Annotated in this window: 16 protein-coding genes; 1 reads left to right on the forward strand and 15 read right to left on the reverse strand. The window is 70.2% G+C overall.

What is annotated here, in order from left to right; genetic code table 11:
- Positions 1-72: 72 nt before the first annotated feature.
- The 15 genes from dprA to QF037_RS14715 all read right to left on the reverse strand — a co-directional run bounded on the left by dprA (position 73) and on the right by QF037_RS14715 (position 11,256).
- Positions 73-1,236 carry a DNA-processing protein DprA gene (dprA, locus tag QF037_RS14645; protein ID WP_307025362.1) on the reverse strand — a complete coding sequence of 388 codons (1,164 nt, stop codon included), beginning with the start codon at positions 1,234-1,236 and terminating at the stop codon, positions 73-75.
- Positions 1,233-2,858: a YifB family Mg chelatase-like AAA ATPase gene (locus tag QF037_RS14650; RefSeq protein ID WP_307025365.1), complete on the reverse strand. Its 1,626-nt coding sequence runs from the start codon at positions 2,856-2,858 to the stop codon at positions 1,233-1,235. The genes dprA and QF037_RS14650 overlap by 4 nt, the downstream gene beginning before the upstream one ends.
- Before the next feature lies 1 nt (position 2,859).
- Positions 2,860-3,231, reverse strand: a complete 372-nt coding sequence (locus tag QF037_RS14655; RefSeq protein WP_307025368.1) for a YraN family protein — start codon at positions 3,229-3,231, stop codon at positions 2,860-2,862.
- Positions 3,232-3,338: 107 nt separating this feature from the next.
- Positions 3,339-3,647 carry a DUF2469 domain-containing protein gene (locus QF037_RS14660; RefSeq protein ID WP_005311352.1) on the reverse strand — a complete coding sequence of 103 codons (309 nt, stop codon included), beginning with the start codon at positions 3,645-3,647 and terminating at the stop codon, positions 3,339-3,341.
- A gap of 56 nt (positions 3,648-3,703) precedes the next feature.
- Complete coding sequence (locus QF037_RS14665) at positions 3,704-4,228, reverse strand: NUDIX hydrolase (protein ID WP_307025370.1); 525 nt, start codon at positions 4,226-4,228, stop codon at positions 3,704-3,706.
- Positions 4,218-4,997, reverse strand: a complete 780-nt coding sequence (gene lepB / locus QF037_RS14670; protein ID WP_307025372.1) for a signal peptidase I — start codon at positions 4,995-4,997, stop codon at positions 4,218-4,220. Before lepB (QF037_RS14670) ends, QF037_RS14665 begins: the two co-directional genes overlap by 11 nt.
- A 96-nt stretch (positions 4,998-5,093) precedes the next feature.
- Positions 5,094-6,050, reverse strand: coding sequence for a signal peptidase I (gene lepB, locus QF037_RS14675; protein ID WP_307025373.1), 957 nt, complete (start codon positions 6,048-6,050; stop codon positions 5,094-5,096).
- Entirely contained in the window at positions 5,938-7,032 is a 1,095-nt protein-coding gene (lepB, locus tag QF037_RS14680) for a signal peptidase I (RefSeq protein ID WP_307025375.1), read from the reverse strand. Before lepB (QF037_RS14680) ends, lepB (QF037_RS14675) begins: the two co-directional genes overlap by 113 nt.
- Positions 7,025-7,741: a signal peptidase I gene (gene lepB / locus QF037_RS14685; RefSeq protein ID WP_307025378.1), complete on the reverse strand. Its 717-nt coding sequence runs from the start codon at positions 7,739-7,741 to the stop codon at positions 7,025-7,027. Before lepB (QF037_RS14685) ends, lepB (QF037_RS14680) begins: the two co-directional genes overlap by 8 nt.
- Before the next feature lie 47 nt (positions 7,742-7,788).
- A complete protein-coding gene (gene rplS, locus QF037_RS14690; protein WP_046258836.1) occupies positions 7,789-8,139 on the reverse strand; it encodes a 50S ribosomal protein L19 in 351 nt (116 codons plus the stop codon).
- A 133-nt stretch (positions 8,140-8,272) separates the two neighbouring features.
- On the reverse strand, positions 8,273-9,106 hold the full coding sequence (gene trmD / locus QF037_RS14695; RefSeq protein WP_307025381.1) for a tRNA (guanosine(37)-N1)-methyltransferase TrmD: 834 nt from the start codon (positions 9,104-9,106) through the stop codon (positions 8,273-8,275).
- Complete coding sequence (gene rimM, locus QF037_RS14700) at positions 9,103-9,648, reverse strand: ribosome maturation factor RimM (RefSeq protein WP_307025383.1); 546 nt, start codon at positions 9,646-9,648, stop codon at positions 9,103-9,105. Before rimM ends, trmD begins: the two co-directional genes overlap by 4 nt.
- An 84-nt stretch (positions 9,649-9,732) precedes the next feature.
- Positions 9,733-9,972, reverse strand: coding sequence for an RNA-binding protein (locus QF037_RS14705; protein WP_005479813.1), 240 nt, complete (start codon positions 9,970-9,972; stop codon positions 9,733-9,735).
- Between the two features lie 2 nt (positions 9,973-9,974).
- On the reverse strand, positions 9,975-10,394 hold the full coding sequence (gene rpsP / locus QF037_RS14710) for a 30S ribosomal protein S16 (protein ID WP_046258839.1): 420 nt from the start codon (positions 10,392-10,394) through the stop codon (positions 9,975-9,977).
- Positions 10,395-10,659: 265 nt separating this feature from the next.
- Entirely contained in the window at positions 10,660-11,256 is a 597-nt protein-coding gene (locus QF037_RS14715; RefSeq protein WP_046258840.1) for a hypothetical protein, read from the reverse strand.
- A gap of 694 nt (positions 11,257-11,950) precedes the next feature.
- Here QF037_RS14715 and QF037_RS14720 point away from each other — a divergent pair.
- Positions 11,951-12,808, forward strand: coding sequence for an SAM-dependent methyltransferase (locus QF037_RS14720; RefSeq protein WP_307025385.1), 858 nt, complete (start codon positions 11,951-11,953; stop codon positions 12,806-12,808).
- The last annotated feature ends 34 nt before the right edge of the window (positions 12,809-12,842 follow it).

The raw sequence follows: 12,842 nt of genomic DNA on the forward strand, positions 1-12,842 counted from the left end.
ACCAGGCGGCGAGGTCAACTGCGCGAATTCCCAAGGCTGTCGGGGTTCCCCCGGACGGCCGAACACGCTCGGTCAACATCGACTCCGACCGTCTCGGACGGGGATCATCGCCTGGCGTGTCAACTTCCAGCCGTCGCCGTGTCGTTCGACGTAACCAAGTGATCGGAGCTCGTACAGTCTCGCGATCGCGTCGTCCCGCGTCGTCTGCGCACCGCTCCCGACCTCGGTCGCGGTCGCCGCGCCGCGTGACGGCAGCGCGGCCAGGACCCGCCGGACGCCCGGTGGGAGCAGATCGCGCGGCAGGACGGGTCCTCTCCGGTCCGGGGCGAGCTCTCCCATGTCGCCGACCAGCTCGACGACCTCCTCGGCGTCCGTGACGAGCACCGCGTCCCCGCGCAGCAGCTCGTGCACCCCGGCGGAGAGTCCGCTGGTGGCCGGCCCGGGCACGCCCATGGTGTGCCGGCCGAGCCGCTGCGCCGCCCGCGCGGTGACGAGGGAACCGCTCCGATAGGCGGCCTCGACCACCACGGTCCCTCTGGTCAGCGCGGCGATCACCCGGTTCCGCAGCACGAATCTGCTCGGCGTCGGATGGTCGCCGGGCGGCAACTCCCCGACCACCAGGCCCTGTGCCGCGATCCTGGTGATCAACTCGGTGTGCCCCGGCGGGTAGGGCCGGTCGACCCCGCAGGCCAGCACGGCGACGGTGGCCCCGCCGGCGCCGAGGGCACCGCGGTGTGCGGCGCCGTCGACTCCGTAGGCTCCGCCGGACACGACGACCCACCCGTGCTCGGCGAGACCGCACGCGAGGGTGGCCGCCATGTGGGCCCCGTACTCGGTGCACGCCCGGGCGCCCACGACGGCGACCGACCTGAGCGCCCACATCCGCAGACTGGGCGCCCCGCGCACCCACAGCCCCAGCGGCCGCGCGTCACCGAGGTCGTCGAGCTGCCCGGGCCACTCCGCGTCCCCGGGACACACGAACCGCACCCCGCAGTCCCGTGCGACCCGCAGATCGGCATCCGGCTCGGCGGCCCTCCCCCGAGCCACCAGCCCGCCCCACCGCTTCCCGGTCACCCCCGGCAGCGAGACCTCCTGTCCCTCCCGCACCCGCCGGGCCACCTCGCACGCCCCGAACTCCCGCACCCACCGCCCGGCGACCTCGTCACCGGGTTCGAAGACCCGGGCGAGGAAGACCCGGGCGAGGAGTTCGCCGTCCGGTTCCTGGCCTGCGTTCACGTCAGCGCTCCGATGGCCATCGGTACGCCCCTGGGGACCCCGGTGCGCAGTTGCAGCGCGAGGGCGACGTCGGTCGCGTCGGGGCGGTCGTGTCCGATCAGGTCGGCGACGGTCCAGGCGACGCGCAGGACACGGTCGAGTCCGCGGGCCGTCAGGACGCCGCGTTCGAGGTTGCGCTCGGCCTCGTCCATCGCGCCGGGCACCGCGTGCCAGCGGCTGCGCAGCTCACGGCCCGGCACTTCGCTGTTGGTCCGCCACGGGGTGCCGGTGAGACGGGCCGCGGCCCGCTCCCTGGCCGCCCGTACCCGGTCGGCCACGGCCGCGGTCGACTCGCCCCGGACGCCGCGCTCGGTGAGCTGGGCCCGGGTGACGCGGTCCACCTCCACCCGCAGGTCGACCCGGTCGAGCAGCGGGCCGGAGAGCCGGGCCTGGTACCGGCGGATCGCCGAGGGCGGGCATTCGCAGAAGTCGTCGGTCTGCGAGAAGCGTCCGCAGGGGCACGGGTTGGCCGCCAGCACCATCAGGAACTTCGCCGGGAACCGCACGACACCCGCGCTGCGGGCGATCACCACATGGCCCGCCTCCAAGGGCTGCCGCAGTGCGTCCAGGGCCTGACTGCTGAACTCCGGGGTCTCGTCCAGGAAGAGGACTCCCCGGTGGGACAGCGACACCGCGCCGGGCCGGGCGATGCTCGGACCGCCTCCGACGAGCGCCTGCATGGTGGCCGAGTGATGCGGGGCGCAGTAGGGCGCGACGTCGATCAGCGGTTTGCCCGGCGGCAGCAGACCCGCGACCGAGTGCACCGCCGTGACCTGGAGCGACTCCTCGCGGGTCAGCCGGGGCAGGACGGCGGGCAGCCGCTCCGCGAGCATCGTCTTGCCGGCGCCGGGCGGGCCCTGGAGGAACAGATGGTGGCCGCCGGCCGCCGAGACCTCCACCGCCGTACGGGCCGAGAGCTGGCCCACGACGTCGGCGAGGTCGTGGCCGTAGTCCTGCTGCGCGGCGCCCATGCTGTGCATCCCCGTGGCGGCGCCGGTGCCCGGCATCCGCAGGCCCGCCATGAGCGGGTCGGGGCGGCCCGGCTCGTCCGGCTCCTCGTCGGGGACCGGCTCGTCCGCGAGGACCGCGATCAGCTGTCGCAGACTGCGCACACCCAGCACGGAGACACCAGGTACCAGCGAGGCCTCGACGGCGGCGCACTCCGGCACGACGACCTGCTCATAGCCCGCGTCCGCGGCGGCCAGCACCGCCGGCAGGATGCCCCGGACCGGACGTACGCGCCCGTCGAGGCCCAGCTCTCCGATCATCACGATGTCGGCGAGCACCCGTGGGTCGATCCGCTCCGCGGCGCCGAGCACGGCACACGCGATGGCGAGATCGAAGCCCGAGCCGGCCTTCGGCACCGACGCCGGGCTGAGCCCCACCGTCAGCTTCTTCTGCGGCCACCCGACACCCGAGTTCACGACCGCCGCCCGAACCCGGTCCTTGCTCTCCGTAAGACTCTTGTCCGGCAGCCCCACCAACGTGAACGCCGCCACCCCCGGCTCCAGATCCGCCTGGACCTCCACGACCACGCCCTCGACGCCCACCAGCGCCACCGAGCACGTACGAGCGAACCCCATGTCAGGCCACCCCTCGCGCGTGCTCGACGACAGGTGCGCCGCGGTTCGGGAGGACGACGCCCACGAGGTCGATCCGGACACCGCCCGGCGGTGCTCCTCCGTGGGCGTGGATCCAGCAGGCGGCGAGACCCCGCAGCCGCTCCGCCTTCTCAGGGGTGACGGCTGCCATCGGATGCTCGAAGGCACCCGTCCGGCGTGTCTTGACCTCGCAGACGACCAGGACGTCCCCGTCCCTCGCCACGATGTCGATCTCGCCCGTCCTGCCACAGCGCCAGTTGCGCTCCAGGACCGTCATCCCGGCTTCCGCCAGCTGCCGCGCGGCCAGCGTCTCGCCGTACTTTCCCAGTGCACTGCGTGCCTGATGTGTGTTCATGTCGGCACCACCTCCGGCGCCAACCGTCACGCACAGCGGCCCACCAAGTTGATCTTGGTGGGCTACTCAGTGGTTGTGGAAAACTCCGTCACCCCGATGGGGCAACGTCAGCTGCCCGGGAGCTCCAGATCGCTCTTGTTGAGCTCCTCGATGTTCACGTCCTTGAACGTGAGCACCCGCACCTGTTTCACGAACCGAGCCGGCCGATACATGTCCCACACCCATGCATCCGCCATCGACACCTCGAAGAACACCTCACCCTGAACCGAGTGCACCTGCATCTCGTAGTCATTGGTCAGATAGAAGCGCCGCTCGGTCTCGATCACGTACTTGAACAGACCGACGACATCGCGGTACTCCCGATAGAGCTTCAGCTCCATCTCGGTCTCGTACTTCTCGAGGTCCTCGGCGCTCATGGCATGTTCCCCTTCAGCCGTGCGGTCCCACCATTGTGCGCCAGTCCCGTCAGCCCCTAGACGATTTCGGGGTCGAGGGTCACGGGCGTGGCCGGGGGACCTTCGTCGAGCAGCCTGCGGAGCAGCCCGGCGAGTCTGGTCGGATACACCGTCTCATGTGCCTGGGTCAGTTCCTGACACGTCCACCAGCGCGCTCCGGCGACGCTGCGTCGCTCCAGCTCGGTCAGCGCCACGGCCCCGGGCACCACATCCGACGTCTTGGCCGTCCGGGCCAGGTAATACCACTCGTCCTGGTCCCACCGACGGCCCGCGAACGGGAAGGAGCACATCCGCCGCCACAGCACCGGACCGAGTTCCACCTCGGTGATGCCGGTCTCCTCCTCGAGTTCCCGCAGAGCGGCCTGTTCACGAGTCTCGTCGCCCTCGATCCCGCCGCCCGGGGTGAACCACCAGTCGTTCGTCGGATCGTCCGGCTCATGGCCGTGCAGCAGGAGGATGCGGTCGTCCGGGTCCAGCAGCACCACTCTGGCGACCTTGCGCAATCCGCCCTGGTAGGTGTCCGCCGAAGCCTCAGCGTGCACCCACGGGCTCCGTCCGGGTCCGGGAACGGCCGCGGCCCAGCAGCTTGGCGACCGGGCCGTAGGCGCCGCCGCCGAGGACGAGCACCGCACCGGCCACGATCAGGATCGTGAGCGTCCGCAGCGGGCCCGGCGGGGAGAGCGCACCGAGCTTCTCGAAGCCCGTCGGTTCCTTCAGCATGCCGTTCATCGGCCAGACGACGGCGTCCACCCGGGCCGTCACGGCGGACCGCGCGACCGTGCCGCTGGCGGCGTCCGTCAGATGGGCGCTGGAGTCCAGGGAGCCCTGCCGCTCGTCACCCAGCAGGAACAGACGCCCCTCGGGAACCGTCACGGACGGGATGGTCTTCCACTCGGCCGCGCTGCCCGCGGGCAGATACGGCTCGTCGATCTGCTTGCCGTTGACGGTCAGCTTGCCGTCCGTGCAGCAGGCGACCGTGTCGCCGCCGACCGCGACCACGCGCTTGACCACGGGGGCGTTGGACACCCAGGTCTTGTCGGTGAAGACGACGACATCGCCCCGGCGTATGTCACCGCCGTCGACACGCTGGGCCAGCACCCGGTTGCCGGCGTCGATGGTGGGCGCCATCGAGCTGGTGGGCACGGTGTACGGCCGGTAGACCACCGCTCCCCAGGCGAACCCGCCGAGGAACAGCACAAGGCCCAGCGCGACGGCCAGTCCGGACAGTCGCTGTCCGGTCCGGCTGCCCACCGGGCCCGTGTTCGTGCCTCCGCCGCGCGGGGCCGTGCGTGTCGTGCTCTCGCCACCCATGGGTCCGCACCCTACCCGGCGGTACCGGACGCGGTCAGCCCCTCACCAGCGACGAAGGTCACCCGCTCCGTAAAGGTTTCCCCCTGGGTCAGCCGGTCAGCGGGTCTCGGCCGGCGCGATCCTGCGCCGGCGCCACAGCACCACCGGCACCACACCCGCGAGCGCGAGGCCCTGCGGGGCCGCCGACAGGGCGGTGGAGGCGGCGGACCGCGCGCTCAGATCCTGGTCGAAGGTGTCCGGGACCGGCAGCGTGCCCCAGCGGTTGATCGGCCAGGCCTTCACGATGGCGCGTCCGACGACCTCGTCGACCGGGACCATGCCGTGGTACTTGTCGTCCTGGTTGTACCGCGAGTCACGCGAGTTCTGTCGGTGGTCGCCCATGACCCAGATGTAGCCCTCGGGCACCTTGACCTTGAACTGGCCGCCGAAGTCGTCGACCGTGCACGGTGTGTTGCCGGGGTAGACGTACGGCTCGTTCAGTGCCTTGCCATTGACCTTCAGCGGACCGGTCCCCTTGCACTCAACCGTGTCTCCACCGACCCCGATCACGCGCTTGATCAGGTCCTTCTCCTCCACCGATGGCATCAGACCGATCCAGCTGAGGAACGTCTGCACCGCGTTGGGATCGGGCGTCGGCTCGCCCCTGAGCCAGTTGCCGGGGTCGTGGAAGACGACGACCTCGCCGCGCTCGGGCTCGGAACCGAACCACGGGGTGAGCTTGTCGACCAGGACGCGGTCACCCTGCTGGAGGGTGTTCTGCATCGAGTCGGACGGGATCGAGAACGCCTGCACCAGAAACGTCTTGATCAGCAGCGCCAGGACGAGCGCGATGCCGATCAGGATCGGCAGTTCCTTCCAGAAGGAGCGCTGGGTCTTCTGCTTGGGGGCCGAGTCGCCCGGCCCGTCGTCCCCGGGCTGTGTCCGCTCGTCCGCCGCGGAGTCACTCCCGGAGGTCACGGCGTCGTCCGTGGCCGGGTCGGGCGCGTCCACGGGGCGTCCGCGGTGCTCCTCGCCGTCGTGCCCGGACCGTGCGCCAACCGCCACATCCCCCACGCCAACTCCTTACTCTGTGCCGCCGCCTGCCCCATGTACGGCGCAGGCCCACCACTCCCATAACGAGCGGGAGTTCCGCAGGGCTCGGGAGCTGGATCGTTCCGTTCGGATCGTCGGAGGCAACCCTATGCGACAGTTGGGGAGCCGCAGTCGACGCGGCGGCCGAGTCGGTAATGGATGAGTATGTTTTCGGCTCGTCGAGGCTGTTCCAGTGGCCGAAGGGCCAGGCGATGACCCTCGCCCGTCCCACCACCGAGTCCTCGGAGACCGTACCGCCGTAGTCGGTGTTCTGATGCGCGCGGGAGTCCGCGGAGTTGGCCCGGTGATCGCCCATCACCCACAACCGCCCCTGCGGGACGGTGATGTCGAACTCCTGCGTCGACGGTGCGTTGCCGGGATAGAGGTAGTCGCCCTCGGTGAGCGGGACGCCGTTGACGGTGACACGGCCTTCCGCGTCACAGCACTTGACCCGGTCCCCGCCGACGCCGACGACGCGCTTGATGAGGTCCTTCTCGTTGTCGGACGGCAGCAGGCCGATGAAGGTGAGCCCCTCCTTGATCTGCTTGATGACGACGGGGTCTTCCTTCTTCGTCGTCGTCTGCTCGTCCTGCAGCCAGCCGCCCGGGTCCTTGAAGACCACGACGTCCCCGCGCTGCGGCTTGGAGCCGAACCACGGGGTGAGCTTGTCGACCAGCACCCGGTCGCCGATCTGGATCGTCTGCTCCATGGAGCCGGACGGGATCACGAAGGCCTGCACGAGGAAGGTCTTCAGCACCAGGGCTATCAGCACGGCGACACCGACGAGAAGCGGTATCTCCTTGGCGGCGGAGCGCCTGCGGCGCCGCTTGACCTTGCGCTGGAGCTTGCGCCGCTCCGCGCGCGTACGACCGCCGGAGGGACTGGAGGCGCGCCGGACACCGGTGGGCAGAAGGTTGTCGGCGGCGTCGCTGGGCACACCGCGCGGTTTGCCGCGATTACCCATCGGCACCTGCCGCGGCGGGCACCCGCGCGTAGGCGCCGGGTCGGTGCAGCCGGGTCCAGTGCGCGGTCGGCCATACGATCCAGTCGGCACGGCCGATCACCTCGGTCACGGGGATCATGCCGCCGCCGGGCGAGCCCAGGTGGTCGCGGGAGTCGCTGGACTCGCCGCGGTGGTCACCGAGGACGAAGAGGGTGCCGTCGGGGACGACGACGTCGAAGTCCACCGAGGACGGAGAGTCACCGGGATACAGGAACGACGACTCGTCGACCGACCGGCCGTTCACCTGGATCCTCCCCTCCTTGTCGCAGCAGACCACGTGGTCTCCCCCCACACCCACGACCCGTTTGATGTAGTCCGCATCCCCGAAATACCCGGTTCCGTCGAACACCACTACATCTCCGCGCCGCGGCTCGGCACCGAAACGGTACGCCAACTTATTTACGAGAACCCGGTCCCCGATCCTCAATCCGTTTTCCATGGATCCGCTGGGAATCTGGAACGGCTGCGCCACGAAAGCGTTGAGGGACAGCAAAAACAGCAGGCAGACCAACAGGGTCAGGCTGATCCGGCCGCCGGGAAGCCACTGGGTGATCCACGACGCCAACACGAAGCGCGACCGTCCCTCCTGACCCTCTGTGTCCGAGATCTCCTCGGATTCGGAAGGGCGGGAGGAGCGGTCGCGCTCCGTCTGCTGTGCTTCGGTGTCCATCGGGGCCAGATGCTATCCGGCCCCTCTGTGGACCCCGGAAGGCGAGATCAGTTGTCGCGCTTCTCCTTGATCTTCGCGGCCTTGCCGCGCAGCTCACGGAGGTAGTACAGCTTGGCGCGACGCACGTCACCGCGGGTCACGAGCTCGATCTTCTCGACGATCGGGGTGTGCACCGGGAAGGTGCGCTCCACGCCGACGGAGAACGAGACCTTGCGGACCGTGAAGGTCTCGCGGACACCGGCGCCCTGGCGACGGATGACTACGCCCTTGAACTGCTGCACACGGGAGCGGTTGCCCTCGATGACGCGGACGTGGACGTTGACGGTGTCACCCGGGCGGAAGGCCGGGATGTCGGTGCGCAGCGACGCGCTGTCGACGGAGTCGAGCAGGTGAGACATTTCGTCTGCTTTCTTCACCCATGCCACAGGTCATAGGCGGTAGCTAGGTGTATCGGAGGATGCTGTCCGTGCCGGGGCGGGCGTCGTGTCCCCCTGTGGCAGGGGCGCACGCCGGACGACGCACAACAGCGACCTATTGTTCCACGTCGTCGACCCGACGCCAAAATCGGCCGTACGGCTCCCCTGCCGGATCGGGCGCCCAGCCCAGGATGGAGAGCATCTCGCGGTCCTTCTTGTCAAAGGCCTTGGGGTCGCAGCGCTCGATGAGGTCGGGCCGGTTGGCCGAGGTGCGCTTGAGCGCCTCGTCGCGCCGCCAGCGGGCGATCTTGCCGTGGTGGCCGCTGAGCAGCGTCTCCGGGATCTCCCGGCCGCGCCACCGGGGCGGCTTGGTGTAGACGGGGCCCTCCAGGAGGTTCGCCATGGCCCCGGGTGCGAAGGAGTCGTCCCGGTGGGACTCGGCGTTGCCCAGGACACCGGGCAGCAGCCGGGCCACGGCCTCCGTGACGACGAGGACGGCCGCCTCGCCGCCGGCGAGGACGTAGTCGCCGATGGAGACCTCGTAGACGGGCATCCGGGTCGCGTACTCGTCGATGACGCGGCGGTCGATGCCCTCGTAGCGGGCGGGCGTGAAGACCAGCCAGGGCCGCTCGGAGAGCTCCACGGCGAGTTCCTGGGTGAAGGGACGGCCGCTGGGCGTGGGAACGATGAGCGCGGGCGCGTGCGAGCCCGTGTCATAGCCGTCGGCCAGCACGGAGTCCAGCGCGTCCCCCCACGGGTCGGTCTTCATGACCATGCCGGGGCCGCCGCCGTACGGGGTGTCGTCGACGGTGTTGTGGCGGTCGTACGTCCAGTCGCGCAGGTCGTGGACGTGGACGTTCAGCTGTCCACGCGCGCGTGCCTTGCCGACGAGGGAGACGTTCAGCGGTTCGAGGTACTCGGGGAAGATCGTGACGACGTCGAGCCTCATGCGCTGTCTTCCTTGGACGACACGATCTCGGCCTGGTCGTCGATCAGCCCCGGCGGCGGGTCGATCACCGCCCGCTGCTCCTCGAGGTCGATCTCGGTGACGATCGACTCGACGAAGGGGATCATCACCTCGCTGCCGTCGGGACGCTCGACGATGAACAGGTCCTGGGAGGGCAGGTGCGAGATCTCGGTGATCCGGCCGACCTCCACACCGTCCTTGGTCACCACGTCCAGGTCCATCAGCTGGTGGTCGTAGTACTCGTCCTCCTCCTCGGGCAGCTCCTCCGGGTCCACCTCGGCGATCAGGAGGGTGTTGCGGAGGGCCTCCGCGCCGGAGCGGTCCTTCACGCCCTCGAAGCGCAGGAGGAGGCGTCCGCTGTGGACGCGGCCGGTCTCGATGGTGAGGGGGCCGGTGGAGGCGGGGTCCGTGAGCAGTACGGCGCCGGGCCCGAGCCTGAGCTCCGGCTCGTCGGTGCGGACCTCCACGGTGACCTCGCCCTTGATGCCGTGGGCACGGCCGATGCGAGCGACTACCAGCTGCACTGTGCTTGTTCTCCTGTAGGTACGACTACGGGCCGGGGACGGCCCAGTGGCCCTCCCCGGCCCGAGCCGGTGCTGCGTTTGGCGTCAGCGGACGTGGTCGACGTCGACGAGGTCGACGCGGACACCACGGCCGCCGATGGCGCCCACGACGGTACGCAGAGCGCGTGCGGTGCGGCCGTTGCGACCGATCACCTTGCCGAGGTCGTCGGGGTGGACCCGGACCTCCAGCACTCGCCCACGACGCAGATCGCGTGAGGCGACCTGCACATCGTCAGGGTTGTCGACGATGCCCTTCACGAGGTGCTCGAGAGCCTCCTCGAGCATGCTCAGGCCTCGGTCGACTCGGACTCGGCGGCAGCCTCGTCCTTCTTCTCAGCCTTCTTCTTCTGGGTGATGGCCTCACCCTTGCCCTCGTCGTCGCCACCGAGGGCGTCGAACACCGGGCGCGTGGCCTTCGGCTCGGCCACGAGCAGCGGAGCCGGGGCGGGCAGGCCCTTGAACTTCTGCCAGTCGCCGGTCAGCTTCAGGATGGCGAGGACGGGCTCGGTCGGCTGCGCGCCGACACCCAGCCAGTACTGCGCGCGCTCCGAGTCGACCTCGATGCGCGAGGGGTTCTGCACCGGGTGGTACAGGCCGATCTCCTCGATCGCACGGCCGTCACGACGGGTGCGGGAGTCGGCGATGACGATGCGGTAGTGAGGCGAACGGATCTTGCCCAGACGCTTCAGCTTGATCTTGACTGCCACGGGAGTGGGTTCTCCTGGATTTGACGTGGTTGGGCACGGCGAGATTGCCGCGTGGGGTTGCGGTACCCGAGTGCCCGATGGACGCGTCAGCCGGAGGCGAGAGGGTTCCTGTGCGGCTGTCGAGTACAGCTAGCCATTGTGCCATACCCGGCGGGTCGCGTCGGACGGAGCCCGCGGCGGGCACGCCTGAGGGGCACCCGGCAGCGCAGGGTGCCCCAGGCGTCGTTCCGGCACCCACGAGATGCCGGTACTCCACCGGCCGCGGTTACGCGGCCCCGAGTACCTCGGGAATCCGGAACGGCTTGCCGCACCCTCCGCAGACGATCGGCGCCTGCGCCAGGACCGACGGGACGACGCGCACATTGCGACCGCAGTCGCAGACCGCCTTGACGCGTACGCCACCGCCGGACGAGCCGTGCCGGGCGGCCGGGCCGCGGAAGGAGCGGGCCGTGTCGGCGGAGGTGGCCGCCGTGTGGGCTTTCAGGGCGCGCTGGAGCCGCTCGATGGTCGGGCGGTAACGGCGCTTGGCCTCGGGGTTGAGCGTGACCAGTGAGAAGCCACTGCTGGGATGCGGCTCCTCGGGGTGGTCCAGGCCCAGCTCCTCGGCGATCGCGAGGAATCTGCGGTTGTGGTAGCGGCCGGCGCGGGAGGTGTCGCGGACGCCGCGGGAGGCGGCGATCCCATGGACTGCCTCGTGGAGCAGTCGCTCGAAGGAGAGCTCGTGTCCGCACGCGGACGACGACTCTCCGATCAGGGACTCTGGCGCGGCGAGATCGGGCAGCTCGGGGTGGTACCGCTGAATGTCGGCCCACGCCTGCGCCAGCTCGGCGGCGAGAACAGGTGGTGTCTGTGTCGTGCTCACGTAATGACAACGAGCCGGGGTGCCCCAGTGTTCCGATTCCGGGGCATCCCAAATAATTTGCACGTACCCGTCAGTTGCCGCTGATGCGTCCGGACGAGGGCGGGTGCGCTGATCTGCGGAGAAGCCTCACAGCTCGTACTAAGCCGGTACGTAGGCCGATATACGCCCCGCCACGTAGACGGTGTCCGCGCCCCGGGGCGACCGTGGTCCGCGGATGCGCAAGAGGCGTTTCGGTCGCTCTCGCGCCGGAAGGGCGCTACCTCAATCAGCGCGCGCGACGACCGTGACGTTACCGGGCGCCTTGTCTCCGTCGCCAACCGACCCGCCCTCGGCGACCAGACACGCCCGCGGACCTTGGCCAGAACCGTCTCGTCGCCCTTGATCGCCGGAACGACGGCCTGGAACTGCTCCCAGCGGACCACGTTCGCCCACTGGTTGATCAGCAGCGACCGTCTCCGCCCGCGTGCGCTCCCCCAGCCCGTACCCGTGCAGCCGGATGACCATGGTACGGCTCCAGGTTGCCGGGATGTGAATTCTCGCCAGGTGTCCAGGGAACCCGCAAGCCGGGCCCCACAGACCCTGGACGCGCGCTCGAGTGCGGAGTTATCTGGCATACGGGGGGAGAGCGAGCGCACGTCACGGGGGCCACGGAATCGGGCACAGCAGCAACTCTCGGCGGATTGGGGCGCTTTCGATGACACCTACGCTCGTGCGGCAGCACCTGACTCACACGGGGCAGGAGCCCCGGGTGGACCGGTGTGCACGCGCGCGTGACTGGTCCGAGATCCAGGAGCGGATGCTGGTTCCGCTCTACGAGGCCGTCTACGAGCGACTCGAAGTGGGCACCGGCACCCGGGTGCTGGGCCTCGGCTGCGGCAGCGGACTCGCCCTGCTGATGGCGGCGTCGAGAGGGGCCGCGGTCACCGGGGTCGACTCCTCGGCCTCGGAACGACTGGCGCTGGCCCGGGAGCGGCTGCTGCCGGAGGCGTGGGGCACGCGCACACGTGCGCAGACCCGGATCGTGGACGGTCACCCTCGGGACACGGCCGACGCGGAGACGCCCGCGTACACCCTGGTGACCGCTTTCGAGCCCATCGGGTGTCTCGCGGGCGACTCGGAGGGGCTCGCCGGGCTGCTCGCCGCGGCGACGCCGCTCGTCGAGCGGGGGGCGCCCGTGGTGCTCGCCGGCTGGGGTCCGCCGGAACGGTGCACCACGTCGTCCGTGTTGCGGGTGGCCACCAAGCTGGCGGATCCGCTGCGCAGCGCGGGCAGTTGGCGCCCCGCCCTTCGCGACGACCTGGAGGAGGTGGCCCAGCGGGCGGGCCTCAAGCCGGACGGTTCCGGCCGGGTCGCCTGCCCCTTCGGCTACGCCGACGTGGACAGCGCGTTGCGGGGCCTGCTCTCCACGGGCCTGTTCGACGCGGCGATCTCCGCGACGGACCAGGCCCAGGTGGACAAGGAGGTCGTGGAGGCCCTCCACCCGTACCAGCGCCGGGACGGGACGGTGTGGATGCCGAACGTGTTCCGGTACCTGATCGCGCGCGTGCCGTAGCGCTTCGCCGGCGGTGCCGCCGCGGGCCGTCGGC

It is taken from the genome of Streptomyces canus (genome assembly GCF_030815415.1).
GTDB classification, from domain to species: domain Bacteria; phylum Actinomycetota; class Actinomycetes; order Streptomycetales; family Streptomycetaceae; genus Streptomyces; species Streptomyces canus_F.